The organism is Enterocloster bolteae (assembly GCF_002234575.2).
GTDB lineage: Bacteria > Bacillota > Clostridia > Lachnospirales > Lachnospiraceae > Enterocloster > Enterocloster bolteae.
In genome coordinates this window covers 1-20,583 of the sequence record NZ_CP022464.2, presented here as the reverse complement: position 1 = coordinate 20,583, position 20,583 = coordinate 1, and the positions used below count along the sequence as shown (strand labels likewise).

Annotated in this window: 11 protein-coding genes, 7 tRNA genes and 3 rRNA genes; 1 reads left to right on the top strand and 20 read right to left on the bottom strand. The window is 47.6% G+C overall.

What is annotated here, in order from left to right; all coding sequences use genetic code 11:
• Positions 1-102 precede the first annotated feature (102 nt).
• Positions 103-1,284: an ISL3 family transposase gene (locus CGC65_RS00110; protein ID WP_002578414.1), complete on the top strand. Its 1,182-nt coding sequence runs from the start codon at positions 103-105 to the stop codon at positions 1,282-1,284.
• A gap of 175 nt (positions 1,285-1,459) precedes the next feature.
• Here CGC65_RS00110 and CGC65_RS00100 read toward each other — a convergent pair.
• The 20 genes from CGC65_RS00100 to dnaA all read right to left on the bottom strand — a co-directional run bounded on the left by CGC65_RS00100 (position 1,460) and on the right by dnaA (position 20,583).
• A tRNA-Phe gene (locus CGC65_RS00100) sits at positions 1,460-1,532 on the bottom strand.
• Between the two features lie 5 nt (positions 1,533-1,537).
• Positions 1,538-1,610 (bottom strand) — tRNA-Lys (locus CGC65_RS00095).
• 26 nt (positions 1,611-1,636) lie between these two features.
• Positions 1,637-1,710, bottom strand: a tRNA-Met gene (locus CGC65_RS00090).
• A 52-nt stretch (positions 1,711-1,762) separates the two neighbouring features.
• A tRNA-Tyr gene (locus tag CGC65_RS00085) sits at positions 1,763-1,844 on the bottom strand.
• A 43-nt stretch (positions 1,845-1,887) separates the two neighbouring features.
• Positions 1,888-1,960 (bottom strand) — tRNA-Val (locus CGC65_RS00080).
• A 37-nt stretch (positions 1,961-1,997) separates the two neighbouring features.
• Positions 1,998-2,071, bottom strand: a tRNA-Asp gene (locus tag CGC65_RS00075).
• Positions 2,072-2,148: 77 nt separating this feature from the next.
• Positions 2,149-5,040: ribosomal RNA gene (locus CGC65_RS00070) — 23S ribosomal RNA — on the bottom strand.
• 405 nt (positions 5,041-5,445) lie between these two features.
• Positions 5,446-5,563 (bottom strand): 5S ribosomal RNA (gene rrf / locus CGC65_RS00065).
• Positions 5,564-5,628: 65 nt separating this feature from the next.
• Positions 5,629-7,162, bottom strand: a 16S ribosomal RNA gene (locus CGC65_RS00060).
• The 16S, 23S and 5S rRNA genes sit together here with 7 tRNA genes alongside, the layout of an rRNA operon.
• A gap of 414 nt (positions 7,163-7,576) precedes the next feature.
• A tRNA-Ser gene (locus tag CGC65_RS00055) sits at positions 7,577-7,664 on the bottom strand.
• A 77-nt stretch (positions 7,665-7,741) separates the two neighbouring features.
• Positions 7,742-8,473 carry a lysophospholipid acyltransferase family protein gene (locus CGC65_RS00050; protein ID WP_002569315.1) on the bottom strand — a complete coding sequence of 244 codons (732 nt, stop codon included), beginning with the start codon at positions 8,471-8,473 and terminating at the stop codon, positions 7,742-7,744.
• A 9-nt stretch (positions 8,474-8,482) separates the two neighbouring features.
• Positions 8,483-9,034: a Fe-S-containing hydro-lyase gene (locus CGC65_RS00045; protein WP_002569314.1), complete on the bottom strand. Its 552-nt coding sequence runs from the start codon at positions 9,032-9,034 to the stop codon at positions 8,483-8,485.
• Positions 9,035-9,064: 30 nt separating this feature from the next.
• A complete protein-coding gene (locus tag CGC65_RS00040) occupies positions 9,065-9,907 on the bottom strand; it encodes a fumarate hydratase (RefSeq protein ID WP_002569313.1) in 843 nt (280 codons plus the stop codon).
• Entirely contained in the window at positions 9,904-11,838 is a 1,935-nt protein-coding gene (locus CGC65_RS00035) for a GGDEF domain-containing phosphodiesterase (protein ID WP_002569312.1), read from the bottom strand. Before CGC65_RS00035 ends, CGC65_RS00040 begins: the two co-directional genes overlap by 4 nt.
• A gap of 123 nt (positions 11,839-11,961) precedes the next feature.
• Positions 11,962-14,508 carry a DNA gyrase subunit A gene (gyrA, locus tag CGC65_RS00030; protein ID WP_002569311.1) on the bottom strand — a complete coding sequence of 849 codons (2,547 nt, stop codon included), beginning with the start codon at positions 14,506-14,508 and terminating at the stop codon, positions 11,962-11,964.
• Positions 14,509-14,539: 31 nt separating this feature from the next.
• On the bottom strand, positions 14,540-16,453 hold the full coding sequence (gene gyrB, locus CGC65_RS00025; RefSeq protein WP_002569310.1) for a DNA topoisomerase (ATP-hydrolyzing) subunit B: 1,914 nt from the start codon (positions 16,451-16,453) through the stop codon (positions 14,540-14,542).
• Positions 16,454-16,486: 33 nt separating this feature from the next.
• A complete protein-coding gene (recF, locus tag CGC65_RS00020; RefSeq protein ID WP_002569309.1) occupies positions 16,487-17,572 on the bottom strand; it encodes a DNA replication/repair protein RecF in 1,086 nt (361 codons plus the stop codon).
• Positions 17,573-17,591: 19 nt separating this feature from the next.
• Positions 17,592-17,801, bottom strand: coding sequence for an RNA-binding S4 domain-containing protein (locus CGC65_RS00015; protein WP_002569308.1), 210 nt, complete (start codon positions 17,799-17,801; stop codon positions 17,592-17,594).
• 12 nt (positions 17,802-17,813) lie between these two features.
• A complete protein-coding gene (gene dnaN, locus CGC65_RS00010; RefSeq protein ID WP_002569307.1) occupies positions 17,814-18,932 on the bottom strand; it encodes a DNA polymerase III subunit beta in 1,119 nt (372 codons plus the stop codon).
• Positions 18,933-19,212: 280 nt separating this feature from the next.
• Positions 19,213-20,583, bottom strand: coding sequence for a chromosomal replication initiator protein DnaA (dnaA, locus tag CGC65_RS00005; RefSeq protein ID WP_002569306.1), 1,371 nt, complete (start codon positions 20,581-20,583; stop codon positions 19,213-19,215).

Below are 20,583 nucleotides of genomic sequence, written 5' to 3'. Positions count from 1 at the left end.
ACTTCCAACATTCTTTTCGTTGTAATAAAATACATCTATAAGAAGCCTCCTAAACACATTATCCCGACCAAAGTTTAATGTTACGGAGGTGACCCCTTATAGATGTACCCTAATTATACCAAGGCCTTCCTTAACTTGGAAGGTGTTTTTATTAAAAAAGTGGTTCAGGCAGACTCTTTCATTAAAATTTTCATCCAGTCCCAACCGGTAGAACAGACTTGTCCCTGCTGTGGGGCTAAAACTAAACGGATTCATGATTACCGTTTACAAGAAGTCCAGGACATTCCCTTACTGGGAAAACAAGTAATCCTGCTCCTTCGCAAACGCCGCTACCTCTGCCCATACTGCCGCAAACGGTTCACGGAATCCTATTCGTTCCTCCCCAGCTACCACCGCAGGACCCGCAGACTGGCATTTTACATTGTCTCCCTGCTCCGGCAGACCTTTTCCTTAAAACAGATCGCAGAGCTTACCGGTGTTTCCGTCCAGACGGTCTGCCGCCTTCTGGACACGATTTGCTATCCTCCGCCTGACCAGCTTCCACAAGCGCTTTCCATTGACGAATTCAAAGGCAATGCTTCTACCGGTAAATATCAGTGCATTCTGGTTGATCCGAAAAAGCGCCGGATCCTCGACATTCTCCCGGATCGGACCCAGAGCCATCTGGCTGATTATTGGCGGAACATTCCCAGGAAAGAACGCCTGAAGGTAAAGTTCTTCGTCTGCGATATGTGGCGCCCCTACACCGAACTTGCACAGACCTTCTTTCCAAACGCTACAATCATCGTGGATAAATATCATTTCATCCGGCAGGTGACATGGGCGATTGAAAATGTACGCAAACGGCTGCAGCGGTCCATGCCGGTTTCTCTGCGTAAGTATTATAAACGCAGCCGGAAACTCATTCTGACCCGCTATAAAAAGCTGAAGGATGAGAACAAACAGGCCTGTGATTTAATGCTTCACTATAGCGAGGATCTGCGTCTGGCACACCGCATGAAAGAGTGGTTTTATGATATCTGCCAGATGGAAGCGTATCGTCAGCAGCAGAGGGAATTTGATGACTGGATTGCGAATGCACAGAGCTGTGGGATCAAGGAATTTGAGGACTGTGCTAAGACCTACAGGGCCTGGCGAAAAGAAATCCTGAATGCCTTTAAATACGGATTGACAAATGGTCCCACAGAAGGATTTAACAACAAGATAAAGGTATTAAAACGGAGCAGCTACGGAATCCGGAATTTCAAACGGTTCCGAACCCGGATACTTCACTGTACATCATAGGATAAAAAGGTCGGTAATGCGGAGGCTTATTTGGCATGCCCAAAATCAGTAAAACCTGGAACTAAACATAAAAAGGGCCCTTTTCATAGAATTGGGGCGGGATTTTAACAAATCCCACCCCAACTATTGACAAAGAGCCAAAAAAAGCACCCATCCATTAAGGATAAGTGCTAAATGCCCAAAGTCGGAATCGAACCAACGACACGAGGATTTTCAGTCCTCTGCTCTACCAACTGAGCTATCTGGGCATCAATGAGCGTGCCGGGATTCGAACCCGGGACAACTTGATTAAAAGTCAAGTGCTCTACCGACTGAGCTACACGCCCATAGGGTTAAGTTTTTGCAAAAAAAATTGCGGGGGCAGGATTTGAACCTACGACCTTCGGGTTATGAGCCCGACGAGCTTCCAGACTGCTCCACCCCGCGCTAATATATAATTATAAATGGTTTAAAATGTTTTGTCAACTAACATTTTAAATGGGCGAAGGTGGATTCGAACCACCGAAGGCATTGCCAGCAGATTTACAGTCTGTCCCCTTTGGCCACTCGGGAATTCGCCCTTATTGAATTAGTATATACACTTTTCTGTAAAAAATACTCAAATGGGGCCTACAGGGCTCGAACCTGTGACCCTCTGCTTGTAAGGCAGATGCTCTCCCAGCTGAGCTAAGACCCCAATAGGTATCTCTTTCAGCGTGTATATGAAAGAAAAACGACCCGGAACGGGTTCGAACCGTCGACCTCCGCCGTGACAGGGCGGCGCTCTAACCAGCTGAGCCACCGGGCCATTAAAGGCATATACATACCTTCAAAACCACATATTGAATTCCGATTGTTTCACAAACCTTTTATTCCCTTAACCTTCTGGATAAGCCCTCGACCGATTAGTATTAGTCAGCTCCGTACATTACTGCACTTCCACCTCTAACCTATCTACCTCGTCGTCTTCAAGGGGTCTTACTCGCTTTCGCGATGGGATATCTCATCTTGAGGGGGGCTTCACGCTTAGATGCCTTCAGCGTTTATCCCGTCCAGACTTGGCTACCCTGCCATGGCCTTGGTAGGCCAACAGGTACACCAGCGGTCTGTCCATCCCGGTCCTCTCGTACTAAGGACAGCTCCTCTCAGATATCCTACGCCCGCGCCGGATAGGGACCGAACTGTCTCACGACGTTCTGAACCCAGCTCGCGTACCGCTTTAATGGGCGAACAGCCCAACCCTTGGGACCTGCTACAGCCCCAGGATGCGATGAGCCGACATCGAGGTGCCAAACCACTCCGTCGATGTGAACTCTTGGGAGTGATAAGCCTGTTATCCCCAGGGTAGCTTTTATCCGTTGAGCGATGGCAATCCCACTTTCATACCACCGGATCACTAAGTCCTACTTTCGTACCTGCTCCACCCGTCGGTGTCGCAGTCAAGCTCCCTTATGCCTTTGCACTCTTTGGATGGTTTCCAACCATCCTGAGGGAACCTTTGAGCGCCTCCGATACCCTTTCGGAGGCGACCGCCCCAGTCAAACTCCCCGCCTGACATTGTCCCCCGCCCGGGTCACGGGCGCAGGTTAGAAACCCAATATCGCAAGGGTGGTATCCCAACATTGGCTCCACACAGACTGGCGTCCATGTTTCAAAGCCTCCCACCTATCCTGTACATGCAATACCGAATCCCAGTATCAAACTGGAGTAAAGCTCCATGGGGTCTTTCCGTCCTGGCGCAGGTAACCAGCATCTTCACTGGTATTTCAATTTCACCGGGTGCATTGTTGAGACAGCGCTCAAATCATTACGCCTTTCGTGCGGGTCGGAACTTACCCGACAAGGAATTTCGCTACCTTAGGACCGTTATAGTTACGGCCGCCGTTTACTGGGGCTTAAATTCAAAGCTTCGCTTGCGCTAACCTCTCCTCTTAACCTTCCAGCACCGGGCAGGCGTCAGCCCATATACCTCACCTTACGGTTTTGCATAGACCTGTGTTTTTGCTAAACAGTTGCTTGAGCCTATTCTCTGCGGCCACATCTCTGTGGCACCCCTTCTCCCGAAGTTACGGGGTCATTTTGCCGAGTTCCTTAACAATGCTTCTCCCGCCGGCCTTAGGATTCTCTCCTCATCTACCTGTGTCGGTTTACGGTACGGGCATGTATCACACAATAGCGGCTTTTCTTGACAGCCGGAATCACACACTTCGCTACTTTAGTTCGCTGCGCGTCACGTCTTCGGATTGCACGGCGGATTTGCCAACCGTACTCCTACCTCGCTTGCCCCGGTATTCCCATTCCCGGGATGTGTTGTCCTTCTGTGTCCCCACAGTTCTGATGATACATGGTACAGGAATTTCAACCTGTTGTCCATCGACTACGCCTCTCAGCCTCGCCTTAGGCCCCGACTTACCCAGAGCAGATCAGCTTTACTCTGGAAACCTTGGATATTCGGCCTGGAGGATTCCCACCTCCATCTCGCTACTCATTCCGGCATTCTCTCTTCTTAACGCTCCACGGCTCCTTATCGGTACCGCTTCTCCGCACTAAGAATGCTCCTCTACCAATGTACTTACATACATTCCTAAGCTTCGGTGTTGTGTTTCAGCCCCGGACATTTTCGGCGCAGGACCTCTCGACTAGTGAGCTATTACGCACTCTTTGAATGTGTGGCTGCTTCTGAGCCAACATCCTAGTTGTCTTTGAAATCCCACATCCTTTTCCACTTAACACACACTTTGGGACCTTAGCTGTAGGTCTGGGCTCTTTCCCTTTTGACTACCCAACTTATCTCGTGCAGTCTGACTCCCATACATCATTTATGCGGCATTCGGAGTTTGATATCCCTTGGTAAGCTTTGACGCCCCCTTAGGAATTCAGTGCTCTACCTCCGCTAAACTAATATGAGGCTAGCCCTAAAGCTATTTCGAGGAGAACCAGCTATCTCCGGGTTCGATTGGAATTTCTCCCCTATCCACACCTCATTCCCACCCTTTTCAACGGATGTGGATCCGGTCCTCCACGGAATTTTACTTCCGCTTCAACCTGGACATGGATAGGTCACCCGGTTTCGGGTCTGCCTGTACTGACTTGACGCCCATTTGAGACTTGGTTTCCCTTCGGCTCCGAGCCTTAAGCTCTTAACCTTGCCAGTACCGGCAACTCGCCGGACCGTTCTACAAAAAGTACGCGGTCGCACCTTAACGTGCTTCCACAGCTTGTAAACACAGGGTTTCAGGTTCTTTTTCACTCCCCTCCCGGGGTCCTTTTCACCTTTCCTTCACAGTACTATGCGCTATCGGTCACTAAGGAGTATTTAGCCTTGGAGGGTGGTCCCTCCGACTTCCCACAAGGTTTCTCGTGTCTCGTGGTACTCTGGATCCTGCTGCTTCCTATTGTTTTCGTGTACGGGGCTTTCACCCTCTCTGGCCTGACTTCCCAGACAGTTCCACTAACAAATCGGTTCACGTTTGCAGTCCATAACCCCAGCATGCACGCACGCTGGTTTGGGCTCTTCCCATTTCGCTCGCCGCTACTTTGGGAATCGATGTTTCTTTCTCTTCCTCCGGCTACTTAGATGTTTCAGTTCACCGGGTTCCCTCTGCATGGCTATGGATTCACCATGCAGTGACTGAGGTTTGCTCAGCCGGGTTTCCCCATTCAGATATCTCCGGATCAAAGGATATTTGCTCCTCCCCGAAGCTTTTCGCAGCTTATCACGTCTTTCATCGGCTCTTAGTGCCAAGGCATCCACCCTGCGCTCTTTATAGCTTAACCAAATGATTTCCCACCGCGGGTTGCTGCGGGTCCTCTAAACGTCCATAGCGTTGGACGCTTTGGTTCTAGGTTTTCATAAACGCTTTCGCATTTACAAGTTTGTTTTTTCCATACAATCTCTTGTATGGCCTCGGATGTCTTGATATTCTGATTTAGAATATACAATTCATTTTTATTCAATATGCGGTTTTCAAGGTACGTATGTGACTGATGTTTTATCAGTCATTAGCGAATTCGATTTGCTCGAATTCACTAATCACTGGTAAAAACCAGTTATATGGAACAGCACTTCCCTGCTGACGTAGGTTAACACGTTCTTTAAAACACAGGTTTCGCTTTTACCTCCACCCATTGGAACATGTCTGTTCTATATAAAACACTCTTTCGAGTGAGTTTTTTTAATGAATCCGGCACCCACCTGCTCTCCCATGCCGTCTCCAGCATAGTACCATCGGCCGCTTAGGTCTTAACCATCGTGTTCGGGATGGGTACGGGTGTTTCCCCTAAGCGCATCGGCACCGGAAATTCTTTGTGTCCTCTTGATTGAACACTAGACAGTATATAAAACCCTTACTTCTTCTTCCCTAGAAAGGAGGTGATCCAGCCGCACCTTCCGATACGGCTACCTTGTTACGACTTCACCCCAGTTACCTGCCCCGCCTTCGGCAGCTCCCTCTCTTGCGAGTTGGGTCACTGACTTCGGGCGTTGCTGACTCCCATGGTGTGACGGGCGGTGTGTACAAGACCCGGGAACGTATTCACCGCGACATTCTGATTCGCGATTACTAGCGATTCCAGCTTCGTGTAGTCGGGTTGCAGACTACAGTCCGAACTGGGACGTTATTTTTGGGATTTGCTCCACATCACTGTCTTGCTTCCCTTTGTTTACGCCATTGTAGCACGTGTGTAGCCCAAATCATAAGGGGCATGATGATTTGACGTCATCCCCACCTTCCTCCAGGTTATCCCTGGCAGTCTCCCTAGAGTGCCCAGCTTTACCTGCTGGCTACTAAGGATAAGGGTTGCGCTCGTTGCGGGACTTAACCCAACATCTCACGACACGAGCTGACGACAACCATGCACCACCTGTCTCTCTTGCCCCGAAGGGAAGGCGCCGTTACACGCCGGTCAAGAGGATGTCAAGACTTGGTAAGGTTCTTCGCGTTGCTTCGAATTAAACCACATGCTCCACCGCTTGTGCGGGTCCCCGTCAATTCCTTTGAGTTTCATTCTTGCGAACGTACTCCCCAGGTGGAATGCTTACTGCGTTTGCGACGGCACCGAAGGGCTTTGCCCCCCAACACCTAGCATTCATCGTTTACGGCGTGGACTACCAGGGTATCTAATCCTGTTTGCTCCCCACGCTTTCGAGCCTCAACGTCAGTTATCGTCCAGTAAGCCGCCTTCGCCACTGGTGTTCCTCCTAATATCTACGCATTTCACCGCTACACTAGGAATTCCACTTACCTCTCCGACACTCTAGCAAAACAGTTTCCAAAGCAGTCCCAGGGTTGAGCCCTGGGTTTTCACTTCAGACTTGCTTCGCCGTCTACGCTCCCTTTACACCCAGTAAATCCGGATAACGCTTGCCCCCTACGTATTACCGCGGCTGCTGGCACGTAGTTAGCCGGGGCTTCTTAGTCAGGTACCGTCATTTTCTTCCCTGCTGATAGAGCTTTACATACCGAAATACTTCTTCACTCACGCGGCGTCGCTGCATCAGGCTTTCGCCCATTGTGCAATATTCCCCACTGCTGCCTCCCGTAGGAGTTTGGGCCGTGTCTCAGTCCCAATGTGGCCGGTCACCCTCTCAGGTCGGCTACTGATCGTCGCTTTGGTGGGCCGTTACCCCGCCAACTGGCTAATCAGACGCGGATCCATCTCACACCACCGGAGTTTTTCACACCGTACCATGCGGTACTGTGCGCTTATGCGGTATTAGCAGTCATTTCTAACTGTTATCCCCCAGTGTGAGGCAGGTTATCCACGCGTTACTCACCCGTCCGCCACTCAGTCAATTAAAAATCCATCCGAAAACTTCATTTTAATTGCTTCGTTCGACTTGCATGTGTTAGGCACGCCGCCAGCGTTCATCCTGAGCCAGGATCAAACTCTCATGTTTAAAAGTTGATTCCAGGTTTCAGACTACTTAGCTTGGCTAGTTATCTTTAACCTTCATTACTTGGTTTTGTTCTGAATTTTCTCAAATCCAAAGGCCTAAACCAGACCTTTTGTTTTTAGAATTTTCAGGGTTTTACATACTGTCTAATCTTCAATTTTCAAGGTTCTTTGTTGTCGGCTTGTTCAGCAGCAACTTTTATATCTTATCACAGTCGCTTGCGTTTGTCAACAACTTTTTTAACTTTTTTTGATTTTTGTTTTCAGCCAAATGGCTTTCCGCAATCATCAGTCGCTGTTGTTTTTTGTCCAGCGGGTATTAACTATACCATAACTGTCGTTTATTGTCAACAACTTTTCAAAACTTTTTTTCATCTTACAAACAAGAGTGAAAAAAATAATCATTTGGAAAATGGAGCGGAGAAAGAGGGATTTGAACCCTCGCGCCGGTTTCCCGACCTACACCCTTAGCAGGGGCGCCTCTTCGGCCTCTTGAGTATTTCTCCGAATTGATATTTTCCATATGATTGCTTCTTTTGACATGCTTGTCCTCAGACGCATTGACCATTATACTAAATAGATTTTAGCTTGTCAAGCCATTTTTGGTGAGATTTTTATTTATTTCTTCCTGTATCCTGTCATGCACAAGATGTGCTATTTCTGAGGTTTTCATTCCCATATATTGATCCGGAAGAATAGGTTCCATATAGTGAACCTGCACTTCTTCCCTTTTTAACGAGTTCATGTCAAAGGGACGGAAGGAATTAACCAGGGCCACAGGTACAATGGGGCAGCCTGCTTTTACAGCACTCTTAAATGTACCGCTCTTAAAATCCAGTATTTCATTTCCGTTGCGGCTCCGGTGTCCTTCTGCAAATATTACAAAGTTACGGCCTGACTTTACCCGTTTGGTAACTTCAGTTATAATGCGCACCTGGTCTTTTATATCATCCCTGTCCATAGCAAGGCTTTTGGTTGCCCCCAATACCTGCTTTACCAGAATCCAGTTGGAGGCCTCTTTCTTTATTACAACAGACAGCGGTCTTGGGCAGGTTGAAAACAGGGCAAGCATATCGAACAGGCCCTGATGGTTGGGAAACAGTATAAATCCGTCCTGAGACGGAATATGCTCTGTTCCCGTTGCAGTGACCGTAACCCTGCCCCTTCTGTTAATCCTCTTTACCATCTCCGATATATACCCATATTTTTCAGCAGCCGTCCTTGTATCTTCTTCTCTTGCCATACGCGAAATGGTGAAAAACCATATCGGTGCATGGAGTAAATTCATGAGTACCATATATATAATCCGCTTCATATCCCCTCGCTACAGAGTACAAAATTCCTTTACTGCTGTTTCATATAGATTATTACCAAGGGCATCCATCACCACAACCACCGGAAAATCCTGTATGGCCAGTCTGCGCACTGCCTCTGTGCCTAAATCTTCATATGCAACAATTTCGGATGAAAGAATGCATTTGGACAGAATGGCTCCTGCTCCTCCCACGGCGGCAAAATAAACAGCTCCGTTGCGCACAATGGCATCCATAACAGCCTTGCTTCTCTTTCCCTTTCCTATCATGGCCCCCATACCCAGGTCCAAAAGGCGCGGCGTATACTTATCCATACGGCTGGCTGTGGTAGGACCGGCTGAGCCAATGGCTCTCCCCTCCCTGGCTGGGGACGGCCCCATGTAATATATGATGCTGCCCTCTATATCAAACGGCAGTGATTCCCCTCTGTCAAGAGCCTCGTCCATCCGCTTATGGGCGGCATCCCTGGCCGTATAAATGGTTCCCGTAAGATATACATAATCTCCTGCTTTTAAGGAGGCAGCTTCCTCTTTTGTCATTGGTACATTCATATGTCGATTCATCTGAACAGGACTCCTTTCTCATTTACAGTTTTACAGTACTCTGCGGGCATGACGGTTTACATGGCAGCATATGTTTACGGCAAGGGGAAGGCCGGCTATATGGGTGGCGAATGTCTCTATGTTCACGGCAAGGGCTGTTACCCTCCCTCCCAGTCCCCCGGGGCCGATACCTGACTGATTGATCCGGTTTAACATATCCTCTTCCAGATCTCTGACCCACTGCTTCCCAGGCTTATCCTCTATATCCCTGGTCAGGGCGTGTTTTGCCATCTGGGTACATTTCTCAAAGGTCCCGCCAATTCCCACTCCCACCACCATGGGAGGACATGCATTGGGGCCTGCCTCTCTCACCGCCTGAAGGATGGATTCTTTTACCCCTTCCAGACCGTCTGCAGGCTTTAACATGAACACACGGCTCATATTCTCGCTTCCAAATCCCTTGGGAGCCACTGTTATGTCAATCTGTTCCCCATCAACAATTTCACAGTGAATGACAGCCGGAGTGTTGTCCTTTGTATTAATTCTCTCTATAGGATCCCCCACCACAGATTTACGGAGATATCCCTGTTCATATCCCTGACGTACGCCTTCATTGACAGCATCGGCCAGTCTTCCCCCTGTGATATGTACATCCTGTCCTATTTTCATAAATACCACAGCCATACCCGTATCCTGGCAGATAGGTATTTTATCCTCTCCTGCGATTTTCAGGTTCTCCTTAAGCTGGCCCAGAACCTGGCGGCCCAGAGGGGACTCCTCCTCCTCCACTGCTTTTTCAAAGACCTTTCTCATATCCGGGGCCAGTCCGTAATTGGCCTCAATACACATGTCCCTTATTGCTTCTGTAATGGTTGCTGCGGCTATCTCCCTCATCTTCGTTGTTCCTCCCATCCTTTTGCTACGGCAGCCCTGAATTCATCTTCAGGCATGGGCTTTCCGTAATAATATCCCTGGACACAATCCACGCCGAATTGTCTCAGTAATTCTATCTGTTCCTCTTCTTCCACGCCTTCTGCCACAATTTTCTGACCCATGGCATGGAATGTCTCCACCATACTCCTCACAAATACCTGGACCTTGCTGTCCCCGGGCAGACGTACCAAAAGGCTTCTGTCCAGCTTAATGTACTCAAAGGGAAGAGACAGGGCACAGGATATATTGGAGTATCCGGTACCGAAATCATCCAGATAAAACCCAAATCCTTCTCCTGTCATTTCCTCCATCATCCTTTTCATATAATCCATGTCCTGAAGCAGTACACGTTCCGTAACCTCAATCTTCAACTGATCCGGATTCAGCCCGCACCGGTTCAGGCATTCATGGATTCTCGCACAAAGGCTGCGGTCCTCGAACTGCTGCATGGAAAGGTTGATGGAGATAGAATCTATTTTGTCCCGCATCTGTCCAAGAAGCGTGCAGACCTCCTCCAGCACAATCCAGCTCAGGTCGTCTATAAGGCCGGTTTCTTCAGCCAACGGTATGAACTCCGACGGCGATACGGGTTCACCGTCATAATCCCTGAGACGAAGGAGGGCTTCTGCGGAAGAAAACCGGTTGGTTTTTAAGTTAAATACAGGCTGATACCATACCTTAAACCGCCTTTGGCGGATGGATGTCTCCATAATATCCAGAATCCGCTTTCTCCTGTTTAACTGTTCCAGCAGTTTTATATCAAACCGCCTCAGGCCTCCCGGTTCCTTTTTGGCATAGTGAATGCCCGATTCCAGATATTCTATAATCTGGGTGGCATTCCATTCCTGTCCCCTGTACATCACATCGGTGAAATAGGCCTGGATATAGCTTCCCACGGCTCCCAGTTCCCATCGTTCCTCAAAGCGTTCCTGTATCCTTTTAAGACTTCCGGTTGATTCTTCTTCTGTTGCGTAGGGCAGCAGCACTGCAAACTCTACATTTCCAAACCGGAATGCCTTGGCGCCGGGCAGTATGTGGTCCAGCTCCCTGGCAATATTATATAAAAACTCATCCCCTTTTTTGTAGCTGAATTTCTCATTTACAAGAGAAAACTGCTTCAGACACACAAGAACTACCTGAAAATACTGCCTGCTGGCTATTCTCAGGGACAGCTCCTCAAAAAAGCTGTTCCTGTTTCCGATAAAGGTAAGGCTGTCCACCTCACTTCGCCTGGTCTGGAAGCTGATGAATATAACCATATTGACAATGGCCATAAACATGCCATTTAACTGAAGGTCCTTATAAATATGCTGGAACACAATACAGATGGCTGCGATCACCGGCATGGTGCGGATTAACCTGACCACCGGCCTGCTGACGCTGCGCCGGTTGCGCATGTAGCACAGCACCAGCATAAGCATCTCAATTGCCATGACTAAATATCCAATCCTGTTTAAGGGACCTCTTATGTATATCTGGTTTTCATCAAAATAAAACAGCACGCCGCTTCTAAGATTCCAGATTACAATTCCCCAAAATATGATATTCAGTATAAGGACGATTCTGCCGGTTATTCTCAGGCAACGTTTATCATACACATGTTCCAGTGTCAGGGCAAACATGTAGACAGCCATAACAGAGCAGGTCAAAACACACAGAATGAAATACAGGCTGTTAAGCAGCATATTCACTCCATGGGAAACAACGGCGGGCTTCGTGACCATATGTACACAGACAATGTTCAAAAGGATGGTCAAGACGGAAATCCAAAGACACACCTGATAGATTTTCCGCCTGCTGTTGGATACCAGCCGCCGTTCGTGATAGTATAAAATGAGAATAATATGAATGATAAGTCCTAATAATTCTGCTGCCAATGACCACATTACCATATTGTTCGGTTCTCCTCTTTTGTCCGTAACCAGGTAAGGGAACAAAAACATCAATGACTATTTCATAATGACTATTTCATAAAAAGGCTGTCGCAACTGACAGCCTTTTCATGGAACTGAATCTTAAACCGTTTCATCTGAATCTACATCTGCTTCACTCTCTTCTTCAGAATCCCCGTTCTCTTCCTCGTAATACTCTTCATCATATACATTGCTGTCCTTGGTAACGCTTTCCCTTACCTTGGCTATACTTGCCACCTTGATGTCAGAATCCTGATCAATGCTCATGAGCTTGACGCCGGAGGTGTTTCGTCCAATCACGGAGATATCGTCAACCGTCATGCGTATAATAATGCCTTCTGTTGTTATTATCATAATTTCCCGGCCGTCATTTACCAGCTTGGCACCTACCAGATAACCGGTCTTATCCGTACACTTGTAGCAGATAACACCCTTTCCGCCCCTGTTCTGGGCGCTGAATTCAGTAATCATAGTACGCTTGCCCATGCCGTTCTCGGAAACCACCAGAAGGCTGTCTCCCTGGCTCTGCATCTGCATTCCGATGACTTCGTCGTCATCCTCAAACCGCATTCCAATGACACCCATGGATACCCGGCCGGTCACCCTTACATCGGTCTCATTGAAACGGATACACATTCCCTTGCGTGTGACAAGCAGGATATCCTGGCTATTATCTGTTGCCTTTACCTCAATCAGCTCATCGCCGTCCCGAAGCACAATTGCCTGCAGTCCGTTCTTGCGCACATGCTCATACTCCACCATAGGTGTTTTCTTGACCATGCCGTTTCTGGTAGCCATGAACAGATATTTGTCATCGTTAAATTCACGCATGGGGATAATGGCCGTAATCTTCTCCTCCGGCATCAGCTGAAGAAGGTTTATAATAGCCGTTCCCCTGGCTGTACGTCCTGCCTCCGGTATCTCATATGCCTTCAGACGGTACACGCGTCCGGTATTGGTAAAGAACATCATATAGTGATGGTTGGTGGTCATGAGAAGGTCCTCGATATAGTCCTCCTCAATGGTCTGCATGCCCTTGATTCCCTTGCCGCCTCTGTTCTGGCTCCTGAAATTATCTACATCCATACGCTTGATGTAGCCCAGATGGGTCATGGCAATGATGGTGTCCTCGTCCGGAATCAGGTCCTCCATGGACATATCATCGTCATATCCAATGGCTGTGCGGCGGTCATCCCCATATTTATCAGAGATAATCATAATTTCATCCCGGATAACGGTAAGGAGCTTCTTCTCATCCGCAAGAATTGCCTTCAATTCCTCGATCTTTGCCTGAAGTTCCCTGTACTCATTCTCCAGCTTCTCACGTTCCAAACCAGTGAGAGCACGGAGCCTCATATCCACGATAGCCTGTGATTGTGCATCGGAAAGCCCGAAGCGCTCCATCAACTGGTTCTTGGCATCCGCCACATTGGCGGCTCCGCGGATGATGCGGATTACCTCGTCAATGTTATCCAGGGCAATCAGCAATCCCTTTAATATATGGGCTCTTTCTTCTGCCTTGTTTAAATCATACTGGGTCCTTCTGGTAACTACCTCTTCCTGATGCTTTAAGTACTCCTCCAGCATCTGGTGCAGGTTCAGCACCTTTGGCTGGTTATTGATCAGGGCCAGCATAATAACACCGAAGGTGTCCTGCAGCTGGGTGTGCTTTAGCAGCTGGTTCAGGATTACATTGGCATTTACATCCCTGCGCAGCTCTATGTTGATTCGCATGCCTTCACGGTTGGACTCATCTCCAATGTAGGTAATGCCGTCAATTTTCTTTTCCTTGACAAGGTCGGCGATTTTCTCAATGAGACGTGCTTTATTAACCATGTAGGGAAGTTCCGTCACAATGATTCTGGATTTTCCGTTGGCCATGGTCTCTATGTTGGTCACGGCGCGGACCTTGATTTTGGCGCGTCCCGTGCGGTAAGCCTCCTCGATTCCCCTTCTGCCCAGAATGGTGGCGCCGGTGGGGAAATCAGGTCCCTTTACAATCTCCATGATTTCCTCCAGGGAGGTTTCACGGTCCTCCTCCACCCTGTTGTCAATCATCTTCACCACTGCTCCGATGATTTCCCTCAGATTGTGGGGAGGAATATTGGTGGCCATACCAACGGCAATACCGGATGTGCCGTTTACCAGCAGGTTAGGATATCTGGATGGAAGGACAAGGGGCTCCCTCTCAGTTTCATCGAAGTTAGGTACGAAGTCCACGGTATCTTTATTGATATCTGCCAGCATTTCCATGGAAATCTTGCTTAAGCGGGCCTCAGTGTAACGCATGGCCGCAGCGCCGTCGCCGTCCACAGAACCAAAGTTTCCGTGTCCGTCCACCAGAGGATAACGGGTGGACCACTCCTGCGCCATGTTAACCAGCGCTCCGTAAATGGAGCTGTCTCCATGGGGGTGGTACTTACCCATTGTATCACCGACGATACGGGCGCACTTACGATGGGGCTTATCCGGACCGTTGTTCAGCTCTATCATGGAATACAGCACACGCCGCTGTACAGGCTTAAGGCCGTCCCTGACATCAGGCAGGGCCCTGGCGCTGATAACACTCATGGCATAGTCGATATAGGACTGTTCCATGGTTTTCTTAAGGTCTACTTCATGAACCTTGTCAAATACATTTGGTTCCATATTCAATCTCCTTTATGTTTGCAGTCTAAAATCAGATATCTAAGTTCTTCACCTTTTTCGCATTGGCTTCAATGAATTCCCTTCTGGGCTCTACCTGGTCGCCCATAAGGGTGGTGAAGGTCAAATCTACTTCAGACGTGGTTTCCTCATCCATGGTGACACGCAGAAGTATCCTGCGTTCCGGATCCATGGTTGTCTCCCACAGCTGCTCCGCATCCATCTCTCCCAGACCTTTGTAACGCTGGATTTTATTGCTGTTGTCGCGTCCAATCTCCTTGAGGATGGAATTCAGCTCATCATCGCTGTACGCGTACCATACTTTTTTATTCTTCTCCACCTTATACAGAGGCGGCTGAGCCAGGTATACATATCCCTGTTTGATTAACTCCGGCATAAATCTGTAAATAAATGTAAGAAGAAGGGTGCTGATATGCGCTCCGTCCACATCGGCATCCGTCATGATGATGATTTTGTGGTAACGGAGTTTGGATATATCGAAATCGTCATGAATACCTGTTCCAAATGCAGTTATCATGGCCTTAATTTCCGCATTGCCGTAAATACGGTCCATTCTGGCCTTTTCCACATTGAGGATCTTGCCGCGCAGGGGCAGGATGGCCTGGGTGGCGCGTGAACGCGCTGTCTTTGCAGAACCGCCTGCGGAATCTCCCTCTACAATATAAATCTCGCAGTTTTCCGGATTTTTGTCGGAACAGTCAGCCAGTTTGCCCGGAAGGGCCATGCCGTCAAGGGCTGATTTACGGCGTGTTAAGTCCCTGGCCTTTCTGGCCGCTGCACGGGCCCTCTGTGCCAGTATGGATTTCTCACACATGGACTTGGCCACAGCCGGATTCTGCTCCAGGAAATAGGTCAGCTGCTCGCTGACAATATTGTCCACTGCCGCACGGGCCTCGCTGTTTCCCAGCTTCTGTTTTGTCTGGCCCTCAAACTGGGGATCCTCGATTTTAACACTGATGATGGCTGTCAGGCCCTCACGTATATCCTCGCCGGACAGGTTATCCTCGCTGTCCTTTAATAGCTTTTTCTCCCTGGCATAGTCGTTGAAGGTCTTGGTCAGGGCGTTCTTAAAGCCGGTGAGATGGGTGCCTCCCTCAGGCGTATTGATATTGTTTACAAATGTGTAGATATTCTCGGTATAGGAATCATTGTGCTGCATGGAAACTTCCACATACACGCCTTCCCTGGTTCCCTCGCAGTAAATAACCTGATCGTAGATAGGGGTCTTGCCCTTGTTCAGGTATGTGACGAATTCCTTGATTCCGCCCTCATAGTGGAATACCTTTTCTTTCTTTTCGTCTCTGTCATCCTTGAGGATAATCTTCAGGTTTTTCGTCAGGAACGCCGTCTCCCTGAGCCGGATTTTGAGGGTATCATAATCATAGACTGTCTCTTCAAATATTTCCTTGTCAGGCAGAAAGGTAACTCTTGTGCCGTGCTGTTCCGGACCGCATTTGCCCACAATCTTTAAGGGGTATGTTACTTTCCCCCTTTCATACCGCTGCTGGTAAATATTTCCATCCTTATAGACCTGGACCTCCAGCCATTCAGACAATGCATTGACAACCGAAGCACCAACGCCATGAAGGCCGCCGGATACCTTATATCCGCCGTTGCCGAATTTACCGCCGGCATGGAGGATGGTAAATACAACTTCCACGGCAGGAAGACCTGCCTTTTTCTGGATGTCTACCGGAATACCGCGGCCGTCATCCATGACTGTGATGGAATTGTCCTCGTTAATGGTCACATCGATGGAATCACAATATCCCGCCAATGCTTCATCTACCGCATTATCTACAATCTCATACACCAGATGATGGAGACCTCTGGCAGATGTGCTGCCTATATACATGCCAGGCCGCTTCCTAACCGCCTCAAGTCCTTCCAAAATCTGAATCTGATCTGCTCCGTATTGCTCTCCCATGTTATATAATCATCCTTTCTTTCTAGTACGGCATTAATTCTCGTTGATGACAGTCCCGTCAATTACCTTGAATACCTTATCTATCTGGAACCTGTTATTGACAAAATCATCCAGACCTGTGCAGGTAATCATAGTCTGTATATGTTTGATGGCTGACAGCAGATGGTTCTGCCTGCTGCTGTCCAGCTCTGATAACACATCATCCAAAAGCAGGATTGGATCGTCATGGCTCAATTGTTTCACCAGCTGAAGCTCTGACAGCTTAAGGGACAGGGCCGCTGTGCGCTGCTGCCCCTGGGATCCGAACCTGCGTATATCAATACCATTTACAATAAAACTTATGTCATCCCTGTGAGGTCCCGACAATGTGGTCTTCTGCTTCATGTCCTGGGCCCGGTTCTTCTTAAGGATATCCTCCATCTGGTCTTCCCGGGTGAAGGGTTCATAGGAAATAGATATGTCCTCCCTGCCGCCTGTGAGACTCAGATGAATGGCGTGTATGATTTCATTGAGCTGCTTAATGAATTCTCTTCGGAACTTAATCACCTCACGTCCGTAATTCACCAGCTGCATATCCCACACATCCAGGGTCTCCTCATATTCCGGCCTGAAAAACAGTTCCTTTAACAGCTTATTTCGCTGAAGAAGGACCTTATTATACTGTACAAGGGAATGGACATAGAGTTTATTCAGCTGGCACAGTTCCATATCAATGAACCGCCTCCTCTCGGATGGCCCGTTCTTTATGATATTCAGATCCTCCGGCGAGAAGAATACCACATTGGCTATGCCGAACAGCTCACTGGCCTTGCGTATGGGAACCCCATTGATGGCAATGCCCTTTGGCTTGTTCTTTTTCAGATGCATGTCAATGCGGTAAGGGACATTGTTTTTCCTTATCTGCAATTTAATATGGGATTCATCCTGGTTGAACCGGATGATATCCCTGTCCTTGGCGCTTTTATGTGATTTGGACGTGCAGCACACATAGACTGCCTCCAGGATATTGGTCTTTCCCTGGGCATTGTCCCCATAAAGTATATTGGTTCCCTGATTAAACTCCATATGTAGTTCTTTGTAGTTGCGGTAATTTTTCAGTTCTATGGATTCTATAATCATGGATTTTCCTGCCAGTCTGCTACTTAGTGATTTTAATGGTTTCACCCTTATAGGTGACCACATCACCGTCCACCAGTTTTTTTCCGCGCTGATAAACAGTCTCGCCGTTTACGGATACGAGGCCGTCCTGGGCGGCATATTTGGCTTCTACGCCTGATTCTGCCAGGCCAGCCGCTTTTAACGCCTGACCCAGCTTTATATAGTCTTCCCTAAGTTTTATTATTTCCATACTTTTCCTCTCTTAGACAGTAGCAGCATTAAAATTAACAGGAAGAATCAGATAAATATAATTTTCCTCCTCGTCCTTGATAAAGCATGGGGACTTTGGATTCATCATATAAATATTGATTTCTTCATCGTCAATGACGCGCAGCGCGTCGATGAGGAACTTGGGGTTGAATCCAATCATGATATCCTTACCGGTCTTGTGAATCATTAAATCTGCATTCATGGAGCCGAAACTGGAGTTCAGCTTCAGTTCCATGGAATTATCTCCGATATTGATAATCAGAGGCTTCTTGTCATTTTCACGGATCAGTATGGTGGCCCGCTCAATACAGTCCAGGAATTCCTTCTTGTTCACAGATACCTTTGTCTCATAATCGCTGGAAAGCATCTGGCTGATCCTGAAATATTCCCCCTCAATCAGACGGGATACTACGATGGTATTGTCAAATTCAAAGAGGATATGGTTTGTGCTGAAATAAATCAGCACCTCTTTTTCATTATCACCGCCTAATATTTTGCTGACCTCGCTTAAGGTCTTTCCAGGTACGATTACCTTTGTGTCCTCATAATGGTCTTTTAAACGTACTTTGCGGATGGAAATTCTGTGTCCGTCCAGAGATACCACTTTCAGCTGGTTTTCATTGACTTCAAACAGCTCCCCGGCCATCATCTTATTGCTGTCATTTGGTGAGATGGAGAAGATGGTCTGCTGGATAACCTCCTTTAAGGTGAACTGGGACAGACAGATATACTTATCTTTTTCTATATAGGGAAGGTATGCAAATTCTTCCCCGTCCCGTCCCTGTATATTGAACACGGAGTTCTCACAGCTGATGGTTGTGTTGAACTTGTCATCTGATTCAATGGTAACGGATGCATTTTCACTGGAAAGCCTTCTGGTGATTTCAGAGAAAAGCTTGGCATCCAGCGCGATCTTGCCGTGTTCCAGTATGTCTCCCTCAACCCTTGTCTCGATTCCTAATTCCATATCATTGCCTGTAAGCTTGATTTCGTTGGTGCTGGCGTCAATGAGTATGCATTCAAGAATGGACATGGTGGTTTTGGAAGGTACAGCTTTCATTACAATATTAATTCCATTAACAATGGCGTCTTTTTGAAATCTTAACTTCATAATGTTGATAACTTCCTTTCAGAGTAATTGTGTGCCCGGTGTGTCATCTGTGAGTGAAGATATAGATAATTTTCGTAGAAACCGTAGTAGGGGCTGTGGGTTTGTGCAAAACTGTCTGAAGTCCTTGATAATTAAGGACAAGCACCTGTGGAGCAGGATGTGGAAACCATCCACTTTCATGAGGGAAAACTTAAAGTTTATCCACAGGTGGTTAAAAGTCATTCACAAGCCCTTCAGAAAAGATCAGTTATCAACAGCCCGTCCACATGGATTCCACTTCCTATTGTGGATTGATCTTCTTTTTCAGTATCTCTATGGTATTTCTCAACGTGTCATCCTTTGCCATGTCGCCGGTTATCTTCTCAGCGCCATGTATGATGGTGGTATGGTCCCTTCCTCCCAGGTAGCGTCCGATGGTCTGGAGAGGAGTGGCCGTCATATCCCTGCACAGGTACATGACGATTTGTCTTGGGTATACGATTTCCTTATTACGTTTCTGGGATGAAATATCCAGGGGGGTAAGGCCGAAATGATCGGAAACCACCTGGATAATCAGGTCAGGGGTCACTTCCCTCTGGGCATTGGGGGAAATGATGTCCTTTAATGCTTCCTCGGCCAGTTCCAGGGTGATGTCGCACTTGTTAAGCCTTGATAACGCAACGATTTTTGTCAGGGCTCCCTCCAGCTCACGGATATTGGATTTGATATTGGTAGCGATGTATTTGATTACCTCGTTATCTATATTATATCCTTCCATCTCCTCCTTTTTGCGCAGAATCGCCATTCTTGTCTCATAATCAGGAGACTGGATGTCCACGGTCAGGCCCCATTCAAAGCGGGATCGGAGACGTTCCTCCAGGGTCTCAATTTCTTTCGGCGGTTTATCTGAGGATATGATAATCTGTTTCTTTGATTCATATAATGTGTTAAAGGTATGGAAAAATTCCTCCTGTGTGCTTTCCTTACCTATGATGAACTGGATATCGTCGATGAGAAGGACATCGTTGTTCCTGTATTTTTCCCTGAATTCCGTGGTGGTTATGTTGTTCTTATTACGGATAGCGTCAATCAGCTCGTTGGTAAAGGTTTCTGAGGTGACGTACAGTATCTTGGATTTTGCGTTGTTCTTTAATATGAAGTGGGCGATGGCGTGCATCAGATGGGTTTTGCCAAGTCCCACGCCTCCATATATAAAGAGAGGATTGTATATCTCACCTGGGGATTCAGCCACAGCAAGGGCGGCTGCATGGGCCAGGTTGTTATTTCCGCCTACAACAAAGGTATCAAAGGTATACTTGGGATTTAAGTTAGCACTCTGTATGACATCGGGGCTGACAGAGGCTTTGTTGTTTTTAATCAGCTGGGGCGCAGCCGGTTCTTCCGCCTCCACGATTTGCTCCTTAACTTTGAAATCCACCTCGCATTCCTTTTCAAGGAATTCCGAGATGGTTACCTTTAATAAAAATCCATATTTTTTATTTACATATTGTAAAAAGGTCTGTTCGGGAACAATGATGGTTACTGTGTTGTCTTTAAAAGAGTGCGGCTTTAAGGGTTCCAGCCAGGTACTGTAGGAGATATTGGATATTTCATGTTCTTCTTTTAAAGTAAGTAAGATTTTGTCCCAGTTTTCTTTGATTTTTTCGATCAT